The following is a 22,874-nucleotide window of genomic DNA, read 5'->3' as shown; positions in this document are numbered from 1 at the left end:
CCAGCCCAACCCCGCCAAGCCATATCCGGCAGTTGTTCTTCCATGTCAGGATGGGGATTGCGCCTTGGGGAGGGCCAGCGCATATGCGATTGGCAGAATGGACCAGACGCCGGCCTCTACCGATTTCCCGCATCAATGCGTGACCTTCCCGAGGGAGTCATGCTCGATTGCGGTCGCGCCTTGCCCAGCGTGACCGTGGCCTATCGCACCTATGGCACGCTCAATGCTGCGAAGAGCAACGCGATCATGATCTGCCATGCGCTCACCGGCGATCAATATGTCGCCGAGCAGAACCCAGAGACGGGCCGGCCCGGCTGGTGGGAGCGCGTCGTCGGCCCCGGCGCGCCGATCGATACCGACAAATATTTCGTAATCTGCTCTAACGTCCTGGGCGGCTGCATGGGCTCCACCGGCCCGCGCTCGCCGCGCGGCGAGGCGCCCGGCGAGCTCTGGGGGCGGGATTTTCCGGTCATCACCATCCATGACATGGTGCGGGTGCAGAAGCGGCTGGTCGAGCATTTCGGCATCCGCAAATTGTTCGCGGTCATCGGCGGCTCGATGGGCGGCATGCAGGCTTTGTCCTGGGCGGTGCAATATCCGGAGATGCTCTACGCTGCCGTGCCGATCGCGGCGGCCTATTACCATTCCGCCCAGAACATCGCCTTTCACGAAATCGGCCGGCAGGCGATTTTCGCGGATCCGGCCTTCTGCAACGGCCATTACTGGGCCCAGGGCGTGCGGCCCGAGCGCGGCCTCGCGGTGGCGCGGATGACGGCGCATATCACCTACGTCTCGGAAGAGGCCTTGACCCGGAAATTCGGCCGCAAGCTGCAAAATGCCGAAGGTCTGTCGGCTTTGGGCGAGCAATTCGCGGTGGAAAGCTATCTGCAATATCAGGGGTCGAGCTTCGTCACCCGATTCGACGCCAATTCCTATCTCTCGATCACCCGCGCCATGGATCTGTTCGACCTCGCCGGCGATCATGAAGGCGGGCTGTCGCAGGCCTTTCGCGGCGCCAGCGCGCGCTTCCTGCTGGTCTCCTTCTCCTCGGACTGGCTGTTTCCCACCGCGCAGAGCCGCACCATCGCGCGGGCGCTGAACCATGCCGCCGCCAACGTGTCCTTCGTGGAAGTCCAGTCCGACAAGGGGCATGACGCGTTTCTGCTGGATGAGCCGGATTTCCACGCCACGCTGCGCGGCTTTCTCGTCGGCTGCGCCGAACATGCGGGGCTGGCATGAGTGGGGCCAAGAAAATGCGCGTGGATCTGGCCTTGATCGCGGCCATGGTGCAGCCCGGCTCGCGCGTGCTTGATGTCGGCTGCGCGGAAGGCCAGCTCATCGAGCATCTGATCCGCGCCAAGCAATGCGACGCGCGCGGCATCGAGATCGACATGCAGGAGGTGCAGCGCGCCATCTCGCACGGGCTGCCGGTGATGCAGGGCGATGCCGATACGGAACTGGTGACCTACCCCGATCACGCCTTCGATTACGTCATTCTCTCCCGCACACTGCAGGCCGTCGAGCAGCCGCGTGAGGTGCTGCGGCAGATGCTGCGCATCTCAACCCACGCCATCGTCTCCTTCCCGAATTTCGGCCATTGGAATCTGCGGTTGCAGCTGCTGCTGCGCGGCCGCATGCCGATGACGGCCAACTGGAACCGGATGTGGTTCGAGACGCCCAACATCCACCCCTGCACGATCCGGGATTTCTTCGATTTGTGCGATGCGGATGGGTATGTCGTCGAGGATTGGCAGGCAGCGGATGAGGAAGGGCGCCGGACCCCGTGGCGCCGCTCGGCGCGTCTGGCCAATCTGTTCGGCGAGCAGGGGCTGTTTCTGCTGCGTAAGGCCTGAGGCGAGAGCAATATGTGTTTATCTTAACGCGCCAGCGTCAAGATAAACACATGAAATTGTTCGCTAAAACAAAACTTAGAGCATCAAGCTAAAAGCTTGATGCTCTAGCCGTAAAATTTAGCGGTTATCCACCAGCATCACCGGGGTCACGTTCACCTGGGCAACGCCCAGATTGACCAAACCAAGCTGCGCCGCGGCCCCTTCGGAAAGGTCGAGGATACGATGGCCTTGCGGCATGCAGTCATTCACCCGCACGATGATCGAGCGGTCATCCTGGCCATCATCCGCCAGCGAGACGCGCACCCGCGTCCCCACGGGAATGCTGGGGGAGGCGGCGGTCATGCCATCCTTGCGGAACACTTCACCGGTGCAGGTCCGGCGTAGCCCCGGGCCCGGCTTGTACCAGGAGGCCGTGCCGGTCAGTTCCGGGCCGGCATCCACCAGCTGCGGCGCGCGCGGCGGCAGCACTGGCGGCGGCTGCGCGACGCTGACTTGCGGCGCTGCGGCCGGCGGGGCCGGGGTGGCGCAGGCCGAGAGCAGCCCGGCCCCCAGGATCATGGCGCTAACAGGCGCAAGGCGCAGCCGGGCGAAACCGGTTGGGGCGCGAGGCGTGGGGGCGTTCATTTCCATGCGTTTGTTGTTGGTCAAGAATGAGGCTTTTGCATGGCATCAGCCTCTTGTCGAATCGAAATTCGGGCAGGTGATGCGGCAATCCGGCCGAATATTTTAAGGTCGGAGCGTAGAAAACTGAATTTGCAGATAACCGTCCGGCGCAAATAAAATCCATCCCGGCGCGGGCTCAGTTTGGATCGTCGGCGATCGCCTCGGCCAGCTGCAGGAAATGCCGGAGACTCGGCGCATCGTCATCCGTCCGCCATGCCAGCCCGGTCTCCAGCACCGGCGCATCGCCCTGCAACGGGCAATAGAGCACGCCGGTACGGGCAAGATGCCGCAGTGAGGCCGGCACCAAGGCGATGCCCAGCCCGGCCGAAACCAGGCTGATGATGGTCTGCATTTGCGTCGCGAACTGGACCACGCGCGGCTCAACGCCGTGGGCGCGGTAGAAGCCGAACACCAGCTCGTAGAAGGACGGCGCCATCGGCTGCGGGAAAATCACCAACGGCGCATCCAGAATCCGCGCCGGCGGCAGGCCGTCCCCCTGAAGCCGCACCCGGCCGGAGGCGATCCAGTCCTCCGGCAGCGCCACCAGCAAGGGCTCGCGCAACAGCCGCCTATAGGTGAGGGACGCCGGAAGGCCGCCATGTTGCGGGGCGATGATGATCCCCGCCTGCGCCTTGCCGTCCTGCAGCAGGGCGATCTGAACATTGCTCGTCGCCTCCGTCAGGGCGATGTCGATATCCGGGTAAAGCGCTGAAAACCGCCGGACCAGCGAGGGCAGCACGGAATAATCGGCGGTTGAAACGAAGCTCAGGGACAGCCGGCCCTTGGTGCCGAGAATGAGCTGCTGCGCGATCTCACCCAGCGCGTCGATGCCGCTGATGGCCTGCCGCACATGCCCGAGCCAGGCGGCGCCGAAGGCGCTCAACGCCACGCTGCGCTTGGTGCGGATGAACAGCGGCGCCCCCAGCTCGCCTTCCAGGGCGCGGATGGATTGGCTCAGCGGCGGCTGGGTCATGTTCAGCCGCCGCGCCGCCCGCCCGAAATGCAGCGTCTCCGCCACCGCCAGAAATTGCCGCAATTGCCGGACGTCCATTTACTGATATGTCCTACGACCTAGTCTGGTTGAAATAATATATTTTACCTCCGCTGGGAACGGGTCTAATGGGGCAGGAAACGCGAAACCCGGAGATAACCATGCCCGCCTATCGTTCCCGCACCACCACCCATGGCCGCAACATGGCCGGCGCCCGCGGGCTCTGGCGCGCCACCGGCATGAAGGATGGGGATTTCGGCAAGCCGATCATCGCGATTGCCAACAGCTTCACCCAGTTCGTGCCCGGCCATGTGCATCTGAAGGATCTCGGCCAGCTGGTCGCCCGCGAGATCGAGACCGCCGGCGGTGTCGCCAAGGAATTCAACACCATCGCGGTGGATGACGGCATCGCCATGGGCCATGACGGCATGCTCTATTCGCTGCCCTCGCGCGAGCTGATTGCCGATGCGGTCGAATATATGGTCAACGCCCATTGCGCCGATGCGCTGGTCTGCATCTCCAATTGCGACAAGATCACCCCGGGCATGCTGATGGCGTCCTTGCGCCTGAACATCCCCACCATCTTCGTCTCCGGCGGGCCGATGGAGGCTGGCAAGGTGGTGGTGAAGGGCAAGTCCCGCGCGCTGGATCTGGTCGATGCCATGGTCGTCGCCGCTGATGACAGCTATTCGGACGAGGAGGTGCAGACGATCGAGCGCTCCGCCTGCCCGACCTGCGGCTCCTGCTCCGGCATGTTCACCGCCAATTCGATGAACTGCCTGACCGAGGCGCTGGGCCTGTCTTTGCCCGGCAACGGCTCAACGCTCGCCACCCATGCCGACCGCGAGAAGCTGTTCCGCGAGGCCGGGCATCTCATCGTCGATCTCGCCAAGCGCTGGTATGAGCAGGACGACGCCACGGCGCTGCCGCGCGGCATCGCCAGCTTCAAGGCGTTCGAGAATGCGATGAGCCTGGATATCGCCATGGGCGGCTCCACCAACACGGTGCTGCATCTGCTCGCCGCCGCGCAGGAAGGCGAGGTGGATTTCACCATGGCGGATATCGACCGGCTCTCCCGCCGCGTGCCCTGCTTGTGCAAGGTCGCCCCGGCGAAGAGCGATGTGCATATGGAAGATGTCCACCGCGCCGGTGGCATCATGTCCATCCTGGGCGAGCTGGAAAAAGCCGGGCTGATCGACGCCTCGCTGCCGACCGTGCATGCGAAGACCCTGGGTGAGGCGTTGAACCGCTGGGACATCACCCGCACCAATTCCGAGGAGGTGAAAAACTTCTTCAAGGCCGCGCCGGGCGGCGTGCCCACCCAGGTCGCCTTCAGCCAGTCCGCCCGTTGGGATGATCTGGACACGGACCGCCAGACCGGCGTGATCCGCAGCGCCGACCATCCTTTCTCCAAGGATGGCGGGCTGGCGGTGCTGTTCGGCAACCTGGCGCCGGAAGGCTGCATCGTGAAAACCGCCGGCGTGGATGAGAGCATCCTCACCTTCACCGGCACGGCGCGGGTGTTCGAGAGCCAGGATGCCTCGGTCTCCGCCATTCTCTCGGGCGTGGTGAAAGCCGGCGAGGTGGTGGTGATCCGCTATGAGGGCCCGAAAGGCGGGCCGGGCATGCAGGAGATGCTCTACCCGACCAGCTATCTGAAATCGAAAGGGCTGGGCAAGGCCTGCGCCTTGATCACTGATGGCCGCTTCTCCGGCGGCACCTCGGGCCTGTCCATCGGCCATGTTTCGCCGGAAGCGGCGGAAGGCGGGCTGATCGGGCTGGTGGAAACCGGCGATCGCATCCTGATCGACATTCCGAATCGCGGCATCACGCTGGATGTGCCGGATGAGGTGATCGCCGCCCGCCGCGCCGCCCAGGATGCCAAGGGCTGGAAGCCGGCGGAGGCGCGCAAGCGTCATGTCTCCCCGGCGCTGCGGGCCTATGCCGCGATGACGACGAACGCCTCCCGGGGCGCCGTCAGGGATGTCAGTCAGGTCGAACGCTAACATTTTAAGTTATAACGCCATGAAAAAGCGCCGTTATCGGCGCTTTTTTTGTTTTTGTCCGGGTCAGATCGTGTCAAGATAAAAATTAAATTGCGCTCATTTCCGGAAAAGCCTTAACAATTTCATGGGGAACGAGGCCGGCACCGCCGTGCCAGCCTACGTGATGGGGTGAAAAAATTGTGGAAATTTTCGGGGGACGCTTGAGCCGTTTGGACCAGAGCGAAGCCTTGCGGGCCGCGCAAAGCCAGCCCGGCTCGCCTTTGGGGCCGCAGGCGGCCTGGCCATACGGGCTGCGCCTTGCCGCGCGGCAATGTTTTTCATCCCCCCTGCCGACGGCGATTTACTGGGGCCCGGCGCAGCTGATGCTGTTCAACGATAAATGGGCGGCCCTCCATAATGTTGATCGTGACAGCCTGCACGGCTTGCCCGCCGCCATGGTCTGGGGCGAGGGCTGGGGGCGGATTCAAAGCCATGTCCTGAAGCTGGACCAACAGGACCATGTCGATTTCGAGCAGCTGCATGAGGTGCCGGGACGGGAGGGGCAGAGCGCGCTGTGGCAATATCGTCTCTCTCCACTCCATGACGAGTGCGGCGGCGTGGCGGGCATCTTTGAGCAGGGCCAGGAATTCAGCGCCCAGGCCCTGGAGGATGAGCGCCACGCTCTGGATATTCTAAGCCGGATTGCCGCGGCGACCATCGTCGAGAAAAATCCCGAGACCATCGTGCAGCTGGTGACCGATGCGGGGGTGGAGCTGACCGGCGCGGCGTTTGGCGCGTTTTTCTACCATATCACAAATGAAGCCGGGGAGCGGATGATGCTCTACACCCTCTCCGGCGCCCCGCGCGAAGCCTTTTCGCATTTCCCCATGCCGCGCCGGACAGCCCTGCTGACCGCGACCTTCGAGAGCACCGAGATCATCCGGATCGATGATATCGCCGCCGATCCGCGCTACGGCCATAACGCCCCGCATAGCGGCATGCCGCGCGGGCATCTGCCGGTTGCAAGCTATATGGCGGTGCCGGTCGCCTCGCGCGAAGGCGGGGCGATCGGTACGATCCTGCTCGGTCATCCGGAGCGCGCCAGGTTCAGCCCCCGGCACGAAGCGCTGACGCGCGGCCTCGCCGGCCAGGCCGCGATCGCGATCGAGAATGCCCGCTTGATCCAGCGTGTCAGCGATGCGAATGAAACGCTGGAGCAGCGCGTCGCCGAACGGACGCGGGAATTGATGGAAGCGCATGAGGCGCTGCGCCAGGCTCAGAAGATGGAAGCGGTCGGCCAGCTCACCGGCGGCATCGCGCATGATTTCAACAATCTGCTGCAGGGCATCAGCGGCAGCCTGGAAATGCTCGAACGCCGTCTGGCGCAAGGGCGGACGAGCGGGCTGGAACGGTTTCTGCACGGCGCGCAGGCGGCGGCGCAACGCGCGGCCGCCTTGACGCAGCGTCTGCTCGCCTTCTCGCGCCGCCAGACCCTGGATCCGCGCCCGGTCGATGTCGGCCAGCTGGTCGCGGGCCTCGCCGATCTGATCCAGCGCGCCGTCGGCCCGTCGATCCGGCTTGAGGTGCTGGCCCCGGCCACGCCGCTGCGCGCCACCGTGGACAAGGCGCAGCTGGAAAGCGCGCTGCTCAACCTCGCCATCAATGGGCGCGATGCGATGCCGGACGGCGGGCGCCTGACCATCGAGGTCACCACACGTTGGCTCGATGGCCGTAACGCCTGCGGGGCCGAGATCGCGTCCGGCGAATATCTGGCGATCTGCGTGTCGGATACCGGCAGCGGCATTCCGAAAGAGCTGCTCGGCCGGGTCTTCGATCCGTTTTTCACCACCAAGCCATCGGCCAGGGTACCGGCCTGGGGCTTTCGATGGTGCATGGCTTCGTCCGCCAGTCGGGCGGGCATGTGGAAATCCACTCCACGTCTGGGCTGGGCACGATGGTGCTGCTCTACCTGCCATGCCATCATGGCGAGGAGATCGCCGAGCCCGCCGGCGCCGCTGATCCGGTGCTGGAGGCGGGGAAGGGGGCGGGTGTCCTGGTCATCGACGATGAGGCCGTGGTCCGCGCCCCGATCGTCGCGATGCTGCAAGAGGCCGGCTATAAGGTGGTCGAGGCCGAGGATGGGGCGAGCGGCCTGACCCTGTTGCGCAACACCCCGCAGCTGCAATTATTGATCACCGATGTCGGCCTGCCCGGCGGGTTGAACGGCCGCCAGGTCGCGGATGCGGCGCGCCAGCTCATGCCTGGCCTGAAAATCCTGTTCATCACCGGCTATGCCGAGCAGGCCGCCCTCGGCACAACGGCGCTGGAAGAGGGCATGGCGCTGTTCGCCAAGCCCTTCGCCATGTCCAACCTCGCCGCGCAGGTGGCCGACATGCTGCGCGCGCCACCAAGCGCGGCGGCCAGGATCAGCGCTTGATGCTCTAAGTTTTGTTTTAGCGAGCAATTTCATGTGTTTATCTTGACGCTTGCGCGTCAACCTAAACACATATTGCTCTAAACGCTCACATCACGCGCCGTCGGCGAGGCGGTTCTGCGCCTGGGAGACGAAGCTGCCGGGCGGCACCGAGCGGGTGAGCCAGACATTGCCGCCGATCACCGAGCCCTTGCCGACCACCACACGGCCCAGAATCGTCGCCCCGGCATAGATCACCACATCATCCTCGATCACCGGATGGCGCGGCTCGCCTTTCACCAGCGCGCCGGTCTCGTCCTCGGTGAAACTCTTCGCGCCCAACGTGACATGCTGATACAGGCGGACATTCTCGCCGATCACCGCCGTCTGGCCGATGACCACGCCGATGCCGTGATCGATGAAAAAATGCTGGCCGATCTGCGCCTCGGGATGGATGTCGATGGCGGTTTCGGTCTGTGCGATGCTGGCCAGCAGGCGCGGCACCAGCGGCGCCCCCAGCCGGTAGAGAGCGTGGGCGAGACGATGATGAATGACCGCCCGGATGCCCGGATAGCAGAGCAGGATTTCAGCCAGCGAGGTCGCCGCCGGATCGCCGGCATAGGCCGCCTGCAGATCCCCGACCAGGGCCGAGCGGATCCCGGCAATTGCGCGGCGAAATCGCGGACAATGTCACAGGCCGCGCACTCCGCCTCTTCAAACCGCGCCTTGTTCTCCGGCGCCAGAAACAGCAGCCCGCGCCGCACCTGCTCGGTCAGCGCCGCCAGGGTCCGGGTCAGGGTCAGGCCGACGAAATAATCGATGGTCTCATCGGTCAGGTCCGGGCAGCCATAATGGCTCGGGAACAGCGCCGCGAACAGCCCGTCGCGGATCCGCATCAAGGCCTCGCGGAGGGCAGTTCACGCACATGGCCGCGATAACGGATCTTGTGCGTCACCTCCCGCGAATGCCGCAGCCCGGCGACGATGGCCGCGAGATTTGAAGCGTTGGTCTGCGCCGCGCTGGTGATGTTTGGTGTCTGGTCGTCGATGCCCATTGGCAGGCCCCGGTGCAATTGGCGTGTGACGGGGGATGCTAGAACCCTGGCAGGGGCCTGTAAACCGCGCCCGCCCGCCAGCTTCTGGTTCCGGCCGAATCGGGAGGATGTTTCAGCCTTCCGGCTTGCCGCAGGAGGCTTTCGCCGCCAATGGGCCTGCTATGGCAAATCCGTCTCTGATTTTTCATTCATTCTTGGGTGTGTTAGAAATATTTTTCTTGCGATGGGTTGCGCCGCCGTCGCGTTCGGGTGCTCTGGCGCGCATTTGTGGATGAGAAGCGGGTTCGGATATGGCGTTGCAAGTGATCACGGGGAACCGGTTGGCGGATGGCGTTTCCGTTTGGTTTGCGGGGGCTGAGGGCTGGGCGGAACATGTCGAGCAGGCCTGCGCCTATGCCGCGCCGGAGATCGAGGCGGCGCTGGCCCAGGCGATGCCGCCGGATGCCGAGTTGCAAGTGGTGGAAATCCGCGCCGTCGAAGTGGTGCGGGAAAATGGCACGCTGATGCCCGTCGCCCACCGCGAACAGATCCGCGCCCGCGGCCCCTCGGTGCGCGCCGATCTGCCGGCTGGCGTTTGGCGTGACCCGGCCGCGCCTTTGCCGCCGCTGCCCACCGCGCACTCCTCCTCGCCCTTCGCGGGGATCTATCGCTATGACGAATATGACCGCGACTTCCTGCGCCAGCGCGCCCGCGAATTCGGCGCCATGGTCGAGCGCCGCCGCAAGGGCGAGCTCTCGGAAGAGGAATTCAAGCCGCTGCGGCTGATGAACGGCGTCTATCTGCAGCTGCACGCTTATATGCTGCGCATCGCCATCCCTTACGGCGTGCTCAGCGCCACCCAGCTGCGCCAGCTCGCCTACGTGGCCCGGCATTATGATCGCGGCTACGGCCATTTCACCACCCGCCAGAATATCCAGTTCAACTGGCTGCGGCTGGAGGATGTGCCCGCCGCCCTGGCGGCGCTGGCCGAGGCCAATATTCACGGCATCCAGACCAGCGGCAACTGCATCCGCAACACCACCACCGACGAATTCGCCGGCGCCGCCGCCGATGAAATCGTCGATCCGCGCCTCTATGCGGAAATCATCCGCCAATGGTCCACCGACCATCCGGAATTCACCTACCTGCCGCGCAAATTCAAAATCGCCATCGTCGGCGCCGGGCATGACCGCGCGGCGGTGCGGGTGCATGATATCGGCATCGAGGCTTACCGTAACGCCCAGGGCGCGCCGGTGTTCCGCATTTTCGCCGGCGGCGGGCTGGGCCGCACCCCTTATGTCGCGGTGAAGCTGCGCGAGGATCTGCCGGTGCCGGAATTGCTGCGCTATTGCGAGGCGATCCTGCGCGTCTACAACGCCCTTGGCCGGCGCGACAATATTTACAAGGCGCGCATCAAGATCCTGATCCGCGAGATGAAGCCGGAAGCCTTCATCAAGATGGTCGAGGACGAATACGCCGCCCTGCCGGCCGATTACTGCCTGCTCACCGACGAGCTGGTGCAGGCGGTGGCGGCGCGCTTCCCGGCACCCGACCTGCCCCGCCAGGATGGCGGCGTGCTGAAGGCGGCGATGCTGGATGACCGCGCCTTGGCACGCTGGGTGAAGCAGAACACCCACCCGCACAAGGCCCCGGCTATGTCTCGGCGGTGATCTCGCTGAAGCCGGTCGGCGGCATTGCCGGCGATGCCAGCGCGGATGAGATGGATATCGTCGCCGATCTCGCGGATAAATATTCGCTGGGCGAAATCCGCGTCTCGCATGTGCAGAACCTGGTGCTGCCGCATGTCGCCAAGGATGATGTGCCGGCTCTGTTCAAGGATCTTGTCGCGGCTGGGCTGGCCGAGGATAATATCGGCCTGGTCACCGATATCATCGCCTGCCCGGGCATGGATTACTGCGCGCTGGCGACAGCCCGCTCCATCCCCGTCGCCCAGCGCATCGCCGAGCGTCTGGCGCCCCGCCAGCATGAAATCGGCACGCTGCATGTGAATATCTCTGGCTGCATCAATGCCTGCGGCCATCACCATGTCGGCCATATCGGGCTGCTCGGCGTCGATAAGAATGGCGAGGAGGTCTATCAGATCACCCTCGGCGGTGCCGCCGACGAAAAGGCGGCCATCGGCAAGATCATCGGCCCCGCCGTGCCCACCGCGCATGTGCCCGACGCCATCGCGGCGCTGATGGATGCCTATCTCGCCGTCCGCGCGCCTGGCGAACGCTTTATCGACACCTACCGGCGCCTGGGCGCCGCGCCTTTCAAGGACGCCATCTATGCCACTCATTGACCGCAAGGCGGCTGAAATCGCCGACCCGCAGGGCCTGACCCTCTATCCCGCCGCGGACCTCCCCGCCTCCTTGTCCGGCCCGTCGGGCGTCATCCTGTCGCCGGATGCGGATTTGGCGCTGCTGGCGCCGCATCTGCCGGCTTTGGCCGTGGTCGCCATCACCTTCCCGAAATTCCGGACGGGCGCGGCTTCACCATCGCCCGGTCACTGCGCCAGCATTACGGCTATGCCGGCGATATCCGCGCCACCGGGCATTTCCTGCCGGAACAGTTCGGCTTCCTGATCGCCTGCGGCTTCACCAGCTTCGAGACGCCGGCAACCCATGGCCCGGCGCAGTTCGCGGCGGCGCTGGCGGCGCCGCACCAGCCCGGGCAATTGCTGCGCCGGACCCTGGGCCGCGCGCTGGAGCCGGTCTGACCCCTGCGCCCTTGCATGTTGGCGGCTTGATCGCCAATTTCGGCAAAACCCAAGGCCATGCAGGGCGCTGCTGGCCATAACCCGGAGACCGCCAGATGCCTGTTCAATCCGTCCTGGAGACCATTGGCAAAACCCCGCATATCCGCCTCTCGCGCCTGTTTCCCGCCGCGCAGGTCTGGGTGAAATCCGAGCGCGGCAATCCGGGCGGGTCGATCAAGGACCGCATCGCCCTGGCGATGATCGAAGCCGCCGAGCGTGACGGGCTGCTCAAGCCGGGCGGGCTGATCATCGAGCCGACCTCCGGCAATACCGGCGTCGGGCTCGCCCTGGTCGCGGCGGTGAAGGGCTACCGGCTGATCCTGGTGATGCCGGAGAGCATGTCGCTGGAGCGCCGCCGGCTGATGCGCGCCTACGGCGCCAGCTTCGATCTCACGCCCAAGGAAAAGGGCATGAAAGGCGCCATCGCCCGCGCCTTGGAGCTGAAGGCCGAGCATCCCGAGGCCTTCATCCCCCAGCAATTCGAAAATCCGGCGAATATCGAGGCGCACACCCGCACCACCGCCCAGGAAATCCTGGCTGATTTCCCGGAGGGGCTGGATGTGATCATCACCGGGGTCGGCACGGGCGGGCATATCACCGGCGTCGCCGAGACGCTGAAACAGCATTGGCCGCAGTTGAAGGTCTTCGCCGTGGAGCCAGCGGCCTCGCCGGTGCTCTCCGGCGGCGCGCCCGCCCCGCACCCGATCCAGGGCATCGGCGCCGGTTTCGTGCCGGAGAATTTCCATGCCGGCGCCATCGATGGCGTCATCACCGTCCAGGGCGATGACGCCAAGGACTTCGCCCGCCAGTCCGCGACCAAGGAGGGGCTGCTGGTCGGCATCTCCTCCGGCGCCACGCTGGCGGCCATCGCCCAAAAGCTTCCCGAGCTGCCGGAAGGCGCGCGCATTCTCGGCTTCAATTACGATACCGGCGAGCGCTATCTCTCCGTCCCGGATTTCCTGCCGGATTGACCTTCCTCAAGGCGGGCGGCAGGTCAGCATGTCATGGCTCCGGCCATGACCCATGCCGATCTGATCGCCCGCTATGATGGCCGCGTGCCGCGCTATACCAGCTACCCCACCGCCCCGCATTTCTCCGCTGAAATCGGCGCGGCGCATTATCAGCGCTGGCTCGCAGCATTGCCGGAAGCCTCACCGCTCTCGCTCTATCTGCACGTACCCTTCTGCGACCGGCTCTGCCTCTATTGCGGCTGCCATACCAGCGTCGCCCGGCATGAACGCCCGAAACGCATCTATGCGGAGGCGCTGGCGCGCGAGATCGGCCTGCTGGCCGACATCCTGGGCCGGCGCGCGCGGGTCAGCCAGATCCATTGGGGCGGCGGTACGCCGACCGCGCTGCCGGATGACTGCCTGACCAGCCTGATGGCGCTGCTGCGCACGCGCTTCGATGTCGCCGCGGACGCGGAAATCGCCATCGAGATCGACCCTGTGGCTCTGTCACCGGACAAGCTCGCCACGCTGGGCCGGATGGGGATCAACCGCGCCAGCCTCGGGGTGCAGGATTTCGACGAGGCGGTGCAGGCCGCGATCGGCCGGCCGCAAAGCTTCGCGCAAACGCAGGACGCCGCACAAGGGCTGCGCGCCCTCGGCGTCACCTCGCTCAATCTCGATCTGATCTACGGCCTGCCGCTGCAAACCGAAGCCTCGGTGGCGCGCACCGCCCGCCTGGCGCTGGCGCTCTCGCCGGACCGCGTCGCGGTGTTCGGCTATGCGCATGTGCCCTGGATGAAGAAGCACCAGGCGCTGATCCCGAGGCCGCCTTGCCTGACGCGGTCGCGCGCTTGCACCAGGAAACCGCGATCCGGCACGTGCTCGAACAGGAGGGTGGGCTGCTGCCCATCGGCCTCGATCATTACGCCCGGCCCGAGGACGAGATGGCCAAGGCCTTGCGGGCCGGCGCGCTGCAACGCGGCTTCCAGGGATATATGGTCGATGCCGCGCCGGTCCTGCTCGGGCTTGGCGCCAGCGCCATTGGTGCGCTACCTGGGGCTATGTGCAGACCCAGCCGCGCATTCCCGCTTACGAGGAAGCCGTCTTCAACGGCCGCCTGCCGATCGTACGCGGCTTCGCTCTGCAGCCCGATGACCGGCTGCGCCGCGCCGTGATCGAACGCATCATGTGCGATCTGGCGGTGGATCTGCCGGCCGTCGCGGCTTCGTTCGGGGCGGACCCGGCGCCGCTGCTGGCGGATTCGCAGCCTCTATCTGGCTTCGCCGCCGATGGGCTGGTCGAATGGAATGGCCGGTCCTTGCGGGTGACGGAACCGGGCCGGCTGTTCGTGCGTAATATCGCCGCCTTGTTCGACCGTTACCTGACCCGCGATGCCAGCCAGCCGCAGCCCGCCACGCCCGTGCCGTCTGAGCCGCCGCCTCTCTCATTCGCCGCACAGATCGCCGCCTTGCGCGAGGAGGCGGGGCGGTTGATCCGCATCCGCCCGATCCCCGCCGATACCGGCCTCGCCTTGCTGAAACTGCTGCATCAGGTCGAGCTGCTGGCGGCGCGGCGCTATGAGCTGCTGCTGGCCCGCCCGGAACAGATCCCCTCCGAGATTCTGCGCGAAACCCTCTCCCGGCGCGAGGCGATGGAGCGCCGGCACGCCGCGCAGCTGGCCCAGCGGCTGGAGGCACTCGGCAGCAGCCCGCCGCCCGCCGGCGAGCTGATCGCCCGCGAGGCCGGCGATACCTTGCCGGTCGTCGTCAGCAGCCTTCTGGCCAAGCGGGACATGGTGAAACTCTACCGCGCCGCGATCCGCTTCCTGGCCCGCGCGACAAAGGCAGCGCCGCCTTGCTGCGGCTGATTTTGGAAGAGGAAGAGGCGCATATCGCCGCCATGCGCAGCCTGGTGGTGCCGCGCTGAGGCCTGGCTTCCCCAGCTGAACCATCCCCAATGAGCCCGCTGCCGATGATCGGGAAGAAAAGACCCTGCCATGAGCTTCATGACAGGGCCAAGTTTGGGGAGTGTATCCGCTTTGGGATAAAGATCTTATGCGCGGTTGCGCGCGTAACGTCCTTGATCCAGATCAAGCCCTGATTTTATTCTGGCTCCGCAGCGAAATTCATCACGCTCCGCGACACCACCAGCTGATCCTCGACACTGACCACCCCGGCGATATTGGCCGCCAGAATGCACAGCGCCCGGGCTTCCTGCGGCGAGCCGACATGGCCGGCGAAGCGCACCGCGCCGTTGCGGACCTCAAAGGAAATACCCTGCCGCGGCGCCCAGGGCTCCGCCGCCATTGCCTGCGCGATCGCGGCGCGGATCTGCTCATCCGCCGCCTCTTGCGGCGCTTCATCCAGCAACGGCGCCAGGGCGCGCAGAATATCGAACCGGCACAGCATTCCGACCAGCGTCTCGCCCTGCAGCACCGGCAGGCGTTTCACCTGTTTCTGCCGCATCAGATCGGCGGCCTTGGCCAGCGGCAGGTCCGGGCGCACGAAACTCGGGTTGCGCGTCATCACATCGCCCACCTGCCGGCCATGAGTATGCGCATAATCCGCCGCCAGAATCTCCGCGCGCATGATGCCGCGCATCCAGCCAGCCTGCTTGCCGCAGGTGCCAAGCTCGGGCCGGTGCAGCAAATCGCCCTCGCTCAGTATGCCCACCAGCCGCCCGGCCTGGTCCAGCACAGGCAGCCCGCTGATTTGATGGCTCACCATCCACCCGGCGGCGGTGGCAAGGCTGGTTTGGGGATCGATGGCGACAACATCCCTGGTCATGACATCCGCGACGATCATTGGGGCCTCTCATGTAAAACGCCGCCAGGATATCCTCCTGGCGGCGTTTCAGCCCTTGATTCGTGTCAAACCAGCCCAGCCGCAGACAGCATTGCCGGAAGCCGGAGGCCGGGCGCACACTGGCGCCGCCCGGCGGTTAGAGCAATATGCGTTGCGGTTGACGCGGCAGCGTCACCCTCAACGCATGAAATTGCTCGCCAAAACATAAGTAGAGCGAGTGGGTGTAAACCCATCTCGCTCTAAATTCAGTGCGGGCGCATCGCCGCCAGGCGGCGGTAGAGCGTATTGCGGCTGATCCCCAGAGCCCGCGCGGCCGCGGCGATATTGCCGCCCGCCTCAGCCACGGCACCGGCAATCACCGCATCGGACTGGGCGCGCAGCGTGCCGTTCTGCGGCTCCGCCCCCAGGCTCGGTGTGCTGGGCTGCTGGCTGGTCAGCTCCAGCATCGCCTCCTCGCTCAGATGATTCAGCGTCATCTCGGTCTCATCTTCGTCGAGCATCAGGCAGGCGGTGCGCAGCATGCCGGCAAGCTGGCGCAGATTGCCCGGCCAGCGATAACGCGCGAAGGCCGCGGCCAGTTCCGGCGCCAGGGCGGGGGCACCGCCGCGCCGACCCTGCGATTCCCGCTCCAGGATCCGCGCGATCAAGGCCGGCAGATCCGTCCGCTCGCGCAAGGGCGGCAGCGAAATCGCCAACCCGTTGAGCCGGTAATAGAGATCCTCGCGGAAGCTCTTCTCGGCGATCCGGGTCGAGAAATCCGCATGGGTGGCGCTGACCAGCAGGAAATCCACCGCCACCGGCTTGCCGCCGATCGGGGTGACGACGCCCTCTTCCAGCACCCGCAACAGCCGCGTCTGCATGGAAAGCGGCATGTCGCCGATTTCATCCAGGAACAGCGTGCCGCCATGCGCCTCGCGGATGCGCCCCGGCGCGCCATCCTTGCGCGCGCCCGTGAAGGCGCCCGGCGCATGGCCAAACAGCTCGGCCTCGATCAAGGTTTCCGGCAATGCCGCGCAGTTCACCGCCACGAAGGGGCCGCTGGCGCGCGGTCCCGCCTCATGGATGGCGCGGGCGAAATAATCCTTGCCGGCCCCGGTCTCACCTTGCAGCAGCACCGGCACCTTGCGCCCCAGCACCCGCCGCAACTGGCTGATCGCCTTGGTCACCCGCGCATCGCCGGTATCCAGCGCATCCAGCGCGTCGGTCTTCGGCACTTCCGGCTGCTGCGTCGCGGCGGGCCGGCGGATCAGCGGGGCGCGCATCTGATCGACGGCGAGAAACAGCGTCTCGCCCCGGCGCGGATGCACCATCAGTGGCCCGCCATGGGTGCGCCGGTCCAGCTGAATGAGGTCGCGCAGGGTCAGGCCGAGATAGCGGCTGAATTCCTGGGTGCCGATATCCTCCGGGCGCAATCCCAGCAGCGCGAAGCCGGAGCGGTTGGCGCCGAGAATCACCCCTTCCTCGTCGATGGCGATCGCCCCTTCCATCATGCTGCCGAGGCATTCGGAGGAATAATGGAAGCGCAGCTTGGTATGGTTGATGAAGGAGATTTCGAAAATCCGGTTTTCGATCATCTGCGCCGCCGCCCGGACCAGCCCGAACGTATGCGGATGATAGCGCCGGGAATCGCAGGAAATATCGATCACCCCGAGCAGATGGCCACCCGGCTCGGTCAGCGGCGCGGCGGCACAGGCCAGGAAGCTGTTATGGCGCAGATAATGCTCAGTGCCGTTGACGACGATCGGCTTGCCTTCGATCAGCGCGGTGCCGATGGCGTTGGTACCGCGCGCATCCTCCGCCCAGCACGCCCCTGGGTGAGCGCCACCTTCGAGGCGCGGGTGCAGAAATCGAGATCCCAGCGGATTCGAGCACATAGCCGGTTTCGTCGGAGAGCAGCATGATACAGCCGGAATCTTTGATCTGGCTGAAAAAATAATCCATCACCGGCCGCGCCTGGGTGATCAGCGCGGCATGGCGTTCGGAGGCGATCCGCCGTTCCGAGGATGAGAGATGCGGAAAATCGGTCCGGTTCTGCTCCGGGGTCAGCCCGGCGGTTCGGCAACGCTGCCAGGAGCGGCTAATATCTCCCGGGTCAACCCCCAATCCGGAGGCGTTGGGGGAGGATGGCTTCTCAGTCGACGCGAGGCGAAAAGGTTGCATGATGGGGTCGCATTCCTATCCCGTCTAATCTTATTATATTTAGGTACTTATGCACCTTTCGAGCTTCAGCCCTTCTCTCCATGATGTGTGGTAAGAGCGGGCAGATAGGTTTGCAAGTGAAAAATGCGCCAGCCCGGAACGGCCAGGTGGCGCATTTTACGGCAGTTTATGTGTCCAAACGATCCGGAAAACCCTACGGCGAAGACGATCTACGCCGCCGATTTGCGATGCGCGATGGCGGAGTTGATGACCGCCAGCACCACCCCGCCCGCGAAGATGAAGGTGGACAGGACAAAGACCTGCGGCGGAATGCCGACCTTCACCGCGCCATAGACCCAGAGCGGGAAGGTGAGGGTCTGCCCGGCGACGAAGGTGGTGATGATCAGATCGTCGATGGAGAGCATGAAGCAGAGCATGCAGGCGCCGACGATCCCGGGCAGGATCAGCGGAAAGGTCACCGTCCAGAACGCCACCCAGGGCGTTGCCCCCAGATCCGCGGCGGCGCGGTCCAGCGCGCGGTCCAGCCCGGAGACTCGGGCGCGGATCACCACCACCGCGAAGGCCAGGTTGAAGGCGACATGCGCGATGAGAATCGTCAACAAGCCGCGCGGCAGGTTGAGCGCCAGGAACAGCGACAGCAGCGAGGCGCCGACCACCACCGCCGGTGCGGCGATGTCGGCGAAAATGACGATATCCGTCGCCGTCTTGCCCCAGAATTTATGCCGCGCCAGCGCCAGCGCCAGCGGCGTGCCGAGGATCGCCGAGATCAGCGCGCTGCCGATCGCCACTTCCAGCGAGTGCAGCAGCGCCCCGGTCAGATCCTGAATGGCGAAGGCATCGCCGTAATTGGCCAGGGTGAAATGCTGCCAGTTGAGCGCGATGCGCCCGCCCGGCGCGAAATTGAAGCTGAACACCACCATCACCACGATCGGCAGCATGGTGTAGATGATCATCGCCCAGGTGAAGCAGGCGAGGATGCGCTCGCCGAGGCGGCTGGGTTTGTGGGCGGAGGGCATCCGGGCTGTTATCGTGCTCACGCCGCATACTCCTGGATCGCGTCGGTGCCGAAGGCTTTCGAATAGAGCAGAATGGCGATCATCAGCATCAGCATCAGGATCGAGGAGAGCGAGGCGGCCAGCGGATAATCCTGGCTCTGGAAGAAGGCGTCCTGGATCACGTTGCCGACCATGTAGGTGCCCGGACCACCGAGCAGTGCCGCATTCACATAATCGCCGACATTGGTGACGAAGACCAGCAGGAACCCGGCGAAGATGCCCGGCGCCGAGAGCGGCAGGATGATCTTGATGAAGGCGGTCGCGGGGGCGGCGTAGAGATCATTGGCGGCGCGCACCAGCCGCCGGTCGATCTTTTCCAGCACGACATAAAGCGGCAGCACGTAATAGGCGAAGCTGTTATAGACCAGCCCGCCGATCACCGCCCATTTGGTCGAGAGAATGCGAAAGCTCTCCGGCAGAACGCCGAGCGCCTTCAACGGCCCGAGCAGGAAGCCCTGGTCGGACAGGATGAATTCCCAGGCCAGCACGCGGATCACGAAGGAGACGAAGAAGGGCAGCATGATGATGAACAGGTAGGTGCTCTTATGCCGCCCGGCATAGAAGGCGATCCAGTAGGCCACCGGATAGGAGATCGCCAGCGTGATCACGGTCGAGGCCGTACCGTACCAGAACGACCTGACGAAGGAGCTCTCATAGCCAGTGAACGCGCCGATCACCTCCTGGTAATTGTCGGACATGGTGTAGCCGGAAATCGGATCGCCGACGGCCAGCGCCATGCCCAACATCGAGGCGAGCGGGATCAGAAAAAACGCCAGCAGATAGACCCAGCTCGGCAGGCTGAGGAGATAAGGTGCCAAAAATCCGCGCGCCTGCCGCATGGGTCTCTCCGTTCAGCTCTGGACGATCGGGTTGAAGATGTTGTTCCACTTCATGTAGTCGGCATAATTCTTGAACGCGTAATATTCATGCACGCGCGCCAGCTCGGATTGCGGCGGGAAGACCAGCGGCGAATTCGCCACCGCCGGGTCCTTGATGACGTTGAGGATGTAATCCTTCGCCGCCGGCACCGGGCAGATATAATTCACATAATCCTCGACCATGCCGGCCACTTCCGGCGTGTAGTAATAATTCATCCATTCCAGCGCCGAGAGCGGGTTCTTGGCGCCGACCGGGATGCACATATTATCGTGCCAGATCACCGCGCCCTGCTTCGGCACGACGAATTTCAGATCCTTATAGCCCTTGGAATTGGCCTGATAGATGTCGCCGGACCAGGCCATGGTGATCCAGATATCACCATTCTCCAGCGCGTTGATGTAGCTCTGGTCGTAATATTGGCGCACCAGCCCCTTGGCCTTCTGCTCCTTCAGCGTCGCCGCCGCCTTTTCCCATTCCGCCGGGGTCGAGGTGGTCGGGTTTATGCCCAGCTTCAGCAGGCCGGCACAGCCCAGCTCCTGCACGTCGGAGAACATGCCGACATGGCCGGCGAAGGCCGGGTCCCAGAGATCCTCATAGCTGGTGATCTCGCGCTTGGTCATTTTCGGGTTATAGGCGATGCCGGTCAGGCCGGACTGCCACACCATCGTATGCTTGTTGCCGGGATCGTAAGGCGGGTTCTTCACGCTGGGGGCGGCGTATTTGTCGAAATTCGGCACTTTCTCACGCCAGATCGGCACCAGGAATTTCTGCATCAGCAGCTCGGTGAGATACCAGCCATCGGTCATCACGATCATGTCGTAGCCGCTCGGCTGGCCGGATTTCAGCACCGGGGCGATCTGCGCGTAGAACGGCGCATCCTCCTGGATCACCTCTTTATAGGTGACATTGATCCCGGTCTGCTTCTCGAACGCGTCGATCGAGGGGCGGTCCTTGCCGTCGGTCGAGGTGTCGATATAGAGCGGCCAGTTGGCGAAGACGAACTCCTTGGTCGGCTTCTGGCTGGCCCACCAGGCCTTCCAGTCCTTCACCGTCTCGGCGCGGGCGAACTGCGGGGCCAGGGCCGCCATCATCGCCGCCCCGGCGCCGCGCATGAAATTCTGCCGGCTCAGCCGCGGCTGCGTCATGCCGCGATAGAAGGCCTGCATCGATTTATCGCCGCTTTGATCGTCTTGGCTCATGCTACTCTCCTTCAGATTGGATTTAAGTGCCGGTGACCGCGAATGTGTGGGCCGGATTCCAGGTGAGGCGGACGGCGCTGCCGGGGGAATATCCTCCTGGCGGCCGGAATTCTGGGCATAGACGCTCAGCGCCCGCCCGGTCTTGCTCTCCATTTCATATTGCCGGCTGACCCCGAGATAGACCGAAACGCCGGCAATCGCCTCGATCTCGTTCCACCCGTCGGGGCGTGGCTCGCCGGGCTGCAGAACATGGAATTTCTCCGGCCTGACGCCGATTTTCACCTTGTCCCCGGCGATCTGCGCCAGCACCGCGCGCGGCACGGTGATGATCGCGCCATCCTCCAGCGTCACCTGCGCCTGCGCCCCGTTCTGGGCGGTGATGGTGCCGGGCAGCAGGTTGGAGGCGCCGAGGAAGGAGGCGACGAATTCCGTCGCGGGATGGTCATAGACATCGGCCGGCGTGCCGATTTGTTCGATCCGCCCCTTGGACATCACCGCCAGCCGGTCGGACATCGCCATCGCCTCTTCCTGGTCATGGGTGACGAACAGGAAGGTGATGCCCACCTCGCTCTGGATGCGTTTGAGCTCGATCTGCATCTGTTTGCGCAGCTTCAGATCCAGCGCGCCGAGCGGCTCGTCCAGCAACAATAATTTGGGTTTGTTGACCAGCGCGCGGGCCAGGGCGACGCGTTGCGCCTGGCCGCCGGAGAGCTGGCCGGGCTTGCGCTTGGCGAAGCCGGCGAGATCGACCAGCTCCAGCATATCATTGGTGCGCCGGGTCACCTCGTCGCTCTTCACCCCTTGCGGCGCAGCCCGAAAGCGACATTCTCGAAAATCGTCAGATGCGGAAACAGCGCATAGGACTGGAACACGGTGTTCACGTCGCGCTTATAAGAGGGCTGGCGGCTGACATCCTCGCCATCGAGATAGATCGCCCCGGCGCTCGGCGACTCAAAGCCGCCGATCATCGACAAGGTCGTCGATTTGCCGCATCCCGACGGCCCCAGAAGCGAGAAAAACTCCCCCCCTTCGATGCTCAGGGAGATATTGTCGACAGCCGTCCAGCCGCCAAATTGCTTGATGACATTTTCCAGCCTGACATCATGGCGGGTCGATGGCGCGGGGATCATGCGGAGGCTCCGGCGAGGGGGCGGGGATGGGCGACACATCGCCTGATGGATTAAGCGGCTGGGAGATGCCGGAGCGCTGAAAAAACAGGCGCTTTTTTAAATCCCGGGACATTGCGGCGGGCGGTGCCCAGCCGAAAATTCCGCCGTCAGCGGCAAGGCTGTCGGCCAGAATTATAAAGCGGCCTCGTCGATTACGCTTCAAACCGGCAACCCTTTCGCTGGATTTTTGGCTATTGCATTGAATGGTTTCACAATTTCTCGCCTTTTACAATCAATGCCGCGCCTTGAAGGCGTTTATTAGCCCTGCCACCCGGATCACATTCAAGCGCTTCAAGCCCAGCCTCGTCATAACAGCTCCTCCAGATTGTTAAGCAAGGCGCGGGCCAAGCGAGGCATCTCACTCTAGTCAGCTTCGGTCGGCGCGCATTTGACCGTGGAGCACAGGCGCCAGACCAGCGCGCATCCTGGCGCGCGCTGCGCAGGCGGAATGAATGGGGTCATCAGGTGACGGCAAGATGGCTCTGGGCTATTCAGCTTGTAATGATGATGCCCGCTTTCAGCTTACGGTACCTGGTGCTCGGCGTTGGTCTCGTGGGAATGTTGTCCGGCTGCGCGGCGAAGCCGGAGCGGCAGGCGCAGCCTTCCCCGGCGATGGACACCATCACGATGACCCCGGCCGAGCTGGCGCATGTCAAGCAGGCCGCCTATGATGAAGGGTTCGAGGCGGGCCGGCGCTATGAACGAAAACACCCGCAACCCCAGCCAGCATCCGCGGCCGCCCAGCCGGATCAGCCGGCGGATGCCAGCGGCGCTCTTCCGCCAGCCCCGGCCCAAGCGGACACCCAGCCGCCGCAGCCCAGCTCTGTAACCTGCCCTCCGACCCAAACCGCGCCCGCCTTGGCGCCGATTCCACCGCTGCCGCGCTCGGCCGGCTACACCTCCGCCGGCCCGGCGAAACCGCTCTCGCCCTGAGCCCGGCTTGAACCTGGGCAGCGCAT

The 22,874-nt window shown here is 64.6% G+C and carries 21 protein-coding genes and 1 pseudogene; 12 read left to right on the top strand and 10 right to left on the bottom strand.

All coding sequences use genetic code 11. The features are described from left to right. Positions 1–159 precede the first annotated feature (159 nt). Both metX and metW read left to right on the top strand, forming a co-directional pair. A complete protein-coding gene (gene metX / locus GT370_RS09555) occupies positions 160–1,239 on the top strand; it encodes a homoserine O-acetyltransferase MetX (protein WP_008491998.1) in 1,080 nt (359 codons plus the stop codon). Positions 1,240–1,253: 14 nt separating this feature from the next. Continuing rightward, positions 1,254–1,853 carry a methionine biosynthesis protein MetW gene (gene metW, locus GT370_RS09550; RefSeq protein WP_026440331.1) on the top strand — a complete coding sequence of 200 codons (600 nt, stop codon included), beginning with the start codon at positions 1,254–1,256 and terminating at the stop codon, positions 1,851–1,853. A gap of 117 nt (positions 1,854–1,970) precedes the next feature. Here the strand turns inward: metW and GT370_RS09545 are convergent, their stop codons facing one another. Together GT370_RS09545 and GT370_RS09540 are read right to left on the bottom strand one after the other, a co-directional pair. Then, positions 1,971–2,501 (bottom strand): septal ring lytic transglycosylase RlpA family protein, encoded by a 531-nt coding sequence (locus GT370_RS09545; protein WP_211248727.1) that lies wholly within the window; start codon positions 2,499–2,501, stop codon positions 1,971–1,973. 151 nt (positions 2,502–2,652) lie between these two features. After that, positions 2,653–3,567, bottom strand: coding sequence for a LysR family transcriptional regulator (locus tag GT370_RS09540; RefSeq protein ID WP_008492002.1), 915 nt, complete (start codon positions 3,565–3,567; stop codon positions 2,653–2,655). 101 nt (positions 3,568–3,668) lie between these two features. Between GT370_RS09540 and ilvD the strand changes: the two genes are divergently transcribed. From ilvD to GT370_RS09525, 3 genes are all read left to right on the top strand, one after another. Further along, a complete protein-coding gene (gene ilvD, locus GT370_RS09535) occupies positions 3,669–5,513 on the top strand; it encodes a dihydroxy-acid dehydratase (RefSeq protein ID WP_008492003.1) in 1,845 nt (614 codons plus the stop codon). Between the two features lie 200 nt (positions 5,514–5,713). Continuing rightward, positions 5,714–7,648: a GAF domain-containing hybrid sensor histidine kinase/response regulator gene (locus tag GT370_RS09530; protein ID WP_270184284.1), complete on the top strand. Its 1,935-nt coding sequence runs from the start codon at positions 5,714–5,716 to the stop codon at positions 7,646–7,648. After that, positions 7,591–7,929, top strand: coding sequence for a response regulator (locus GT370_RS09525; RefSeq protein ID WP_270184283.1), 339 nt, complete (start codon positions 7,591–7,593; stop codon positions 7,927–7,929). Before GT370_RS09530 ends, GT370_RS09525 begins: the two co-directional genes overlap by 58 nt. Positions 7,930–8,019: 90 nt before the next feature. Here the strand turns inward: GT370_RS09525 and GT370_RS09520 are convergent, their stop codons facing one another. Together GT370_RS09520 and GT370_RS09515 are read right to left on the bottom strand one after the other, a co-directional pair. Then, positions 8,020–8,487: a serine O-acetyltransferase gene (locus GT370_RS09520; RefSeq protein WP_333490069.1), complete on the bottom strand. Its 468-nt coding sequence runs from the start codon at positions 8,485–8,487 to the stop codon at positions 8,020–8,022. Positions 8,488–8,800: 313 nt separating this feature from the next. Continuing rightward, positions 8,801–8,959 carry a hypothetical protein gene (locus GT370_RS09515; protein WP_270184281.1) on the bottom strand — a complete coding sequence of 53 codons (159 nt, stop codon included), beginning with the start codon at positions 8,957–8,959 and terminating at the stop codon, positions 8,801–8,803. A 290-nt stretch (positions 8,960–9,249) separates the two neighbouring features. On the opposite strand from GT370_RS09515, the pseudogene GT370_RS09510 reads away from it, so the two are divergent. The 6 genes and pseudogenes from GT370_RS09510 (at position 9,250) to GT370_RS09485 (ending at position 14,516) form a co-directional block, all read left to right on the top strand. Further along, positions 9,250–11,243, top strand: a pseudogene (locus tag GT370_RS09510) (DUF2849 domain-containing protein). Further along, positions 11,230–11,526, top strand: coding sequence for a hypothetical protein (locus GT370_RS09505; RefSeq protein ID WP_270184280.1), 297 nt, complete (start codon positions 11,230–11,232; stop codon positions 11,524–11,526). The pseudogene GT370_RS09510 and the gene GT370_RS09505 overlap by 14 nt, the downstream one beginning before the upstream one ends. Continuing rightward, positions 11,415–11,660, top strand: a complete 246-nt coding sequence (locus GT370_RS09500) for a DUF934 domain-containing protein (RefSeq protein ID WP_333490068.1) — start codon at positions 11,415–11,417, stop codon at positions 11,658–11,660. Before GT370_RS09505 ends, GT370_RS09500 begins: the two co-directional genes overlap by 112 nt. Positions 11,661–11,755: 95 nt before the next feature. Beyond that, positions 11,756–12,670 carry a cysteine synthase A gene (cysK, locus tag GT370_RS09495; protein ID WP_008492009.1) on the top strand — a complete coding sequence of 305 codons (915 nt, stop codon included), beginning with the start codon at positions 11,756–11,758 and terminating at the stop codon, positions 12,668–12,670. 45 nt (positions 12,671–12,715) lie between these two features. Then, positions 12,716–13,804 carry a radical SAM protein gene (locus tag GT370_RS09490; protein ID WP_270184279.1) on the top strand — a complete coding sequence of 363 codons (1,089 nt, stop codon included), beginning with the start codon at positions 12,716–12,718 and terminating at the stop codon, positions 13,802–13,804. Next, entirely contained in the window at positions 13,713–14,516 is an 804-nt protein-coding gene (locus GT370_RS09485) for a hypothetical protein (protein WP_270184278.1), read from the top strand. The genes GT370_RS09490 and GT370_RS09485 overlap by 92 nt, the downstream gene beginning before the upstream one ends. 235 nt (positions 14,517–14,751) lie before the next feature. Here GT370_RS09485 and GT370_RS09480 read toward each other — a convergent pair whose 3' ends face one another. The 6 genes from GT370_RS09480 to GT370_RS09455 all read right to left on the bottom strand — a co-directional run bounded on the left by GT370_RS09480 (position 14,752) and on the right by GT370_RS09455 (position 21,876). After that, on the bottom strand, positions 14,752–15,453 hold the full coding sequence (locus GT370_RS09480) for a CBS domain-containing protein (protein ID WP_008492012.1): 702 nt from the start codon (positions 15,451–15,453) through the stop codon (positions 14,752–14,754). A 245-nt stretch (positions 15,454–15,698) separates the two neighbouring features. Further along, a complete protein-coding gene (locus GT370_RS09475; protein ID WP_270184277.1) occupies positions 15,699–17,327 on the bottom strand; it encodes a sigma-54-dependent Fis family transcriptional regulator in 1,629 nt (542 codons plus the stop codon). 495 nt (positions 17,328–17,822) lie between these two features. Continuing rightward, positions 17,823–18,650, bottom strand: a complete 828-nt coding sequence (locus GT370_RS09470; protein ID WP_205619710.1) for an ABC transporter permease — start codon at positions 18,648–18,650, stop codon at positions 17,823–17,825. Next, a complete protein-coding gene (locus tag GT370_RS09465; RefSeq protein ID WP_008492016.1) occupies positions 18,647–19,507 on the bottom strand; it encodes an ABC transporter permease in 861 nt (286 codons plus the stop codon). The genes GT370_RS09470 and GT370_RS09465 overlap by 4 nt, the downstream gene beginning before the upstream one ends. Before the next feature lie 12 nt (positions 19,508–19,519). Further along, positions 19,520–21,544, bottom strand: a complete 2,025-nt coding sequence (locus GT370_RS09460; RefSeq protein WP_270184276.1) for an extracellular solute-binding protein — start codon at positions 21,542–21,544, stop codon at positions 19,520–19,522. Continuing rightward, positions 21,541–21,876: an ABC transporter ATP-binding protein gene (locus GT370_RS09455; protein ID WP_270184275.1), complete on the bottom strand. Its 336-nt coding sequence runs from the start codon at positions 21,874–21,876 to the stop codon at positions 21,541–21,543. Before GT370_RS09455 ends, GT370_RS09460 begins: the two co-directional genes overlap by 4 nt. 591 nt (positions 21,877–22,467) lie before the next feature. Here GT370_RS09455 and GT370_RS09450 point away from each other — a divergent pair. Next, positions 22,468–22,848, top strand: coding sequence for a hypothetical protein (locus tag GT370_RS09450; RefSeq protein WP_144052592.1), 381 nt, complete (start codon positions 22,468–22,470; stop codon positions 22,846–22,848). The last annotated feature ends 26 nt before the right edge of the window (positions 22,849–22,874 follow it).

The organism is Acidocella sp. MX-AZ03 (genome assembly GCF_027626035.1).
In the GTDB taxonomy this organism is placed as follows: Bacteria; Pseudomonadota; Alphaproteobacteria; order Acetobacterales; family Acetobacteraceae; genus Acidocella; species Acidocella facilis.
Note: the sequence above shows the minus strand (reverse complement) of the source record. Positions and strands in the feature narration are given on the sequence as shown.